Origin of the sequence: Enterobacter sp. Lyrl_3 (assembly GCF_051948675.1) — a bacterium.
In the GTDB taxonomy this organism is placed as follows: Bacteria; Pseudomonadota; Gammaproteobacteria; order Enterobacterales; family Enterobacteriaceae; genus Enterobacter; species Enterobacter cloacae.
Window position 1 is genome coordinate 1 of sequence record NZ_JAYJLI010000064.1, and the last position, 694, is coordinate 694.

1 tRNA gene is annotated in these 694 nt (G+C 47.6%); it reads left to right on the forward strand.

Annotated features, from left to right (window positions below):
• The first annotated feature begins 617 nt into the window (after nt 1–617).
• Nucleotides 618–693, forward strand: a tRNA-Thr gene (locus VF709_RS24905).
• The last annotated feature ends 1 nt before the right edge of the window (nt 694 follow it).

The window sequence follows — 694 nt, forward strand, 5'->3', positions numbered from 1 at the left end:
ACAATAGGAAAGACCATCCCCCGTTCGGGACCTGGCTTAAATGCACTGGTGGTCTTTCCGTTGTGGTGAAAACAGGGTCAGTAATGGGTACTCAGTCAAAGAACCTTCCTGTAGGGTGCTGAGCTAAGCAGCACGTAGCGGCCAACCTCAACCTAATTGTGCCATAGCCTCTGTTCATCTCATCTGATGATGATTCACGCTATGGACTTCTAAATCTTCCTGGTCCGCTCCGGCGGTTTTTTGTCCTTCACCTCTCATAAAAAGGATTTGCTACGAACTACCTCCCGTTGCGGCTAATGGCATGTTGAACGTGCTTTGCTCAGGGGAGGCAGGGTGAAGAGAAAGTGGTCATTCCTGATTCTGCTAACCTGCTTCAGCATCGGACTGGCTATTTATTGCCATGTGATCCTGCGGTTTGTTTCAGGCTTCCAATTCACTACGGTAGATGAAAGGATTATTGAGGTGCTGAATTTGTACATTTAGCATCAAGTGAAACAAATAGTTAACAGGCACTTGGCAGCAGGCATTTCCCTTTCGCATTATCCAGTCCATCAGGTTGCCAAAGCTCATCCTGAGGGATTAAACATGGGGTATTTTGCCTCACGATAGCAGTCAAAGCCGACTTAGCTCAGTAGGTAGAGCAACTGACTTGTAATCAGTAGGTCACCAGTTCGATTCCGGTAGTCGGCACCAT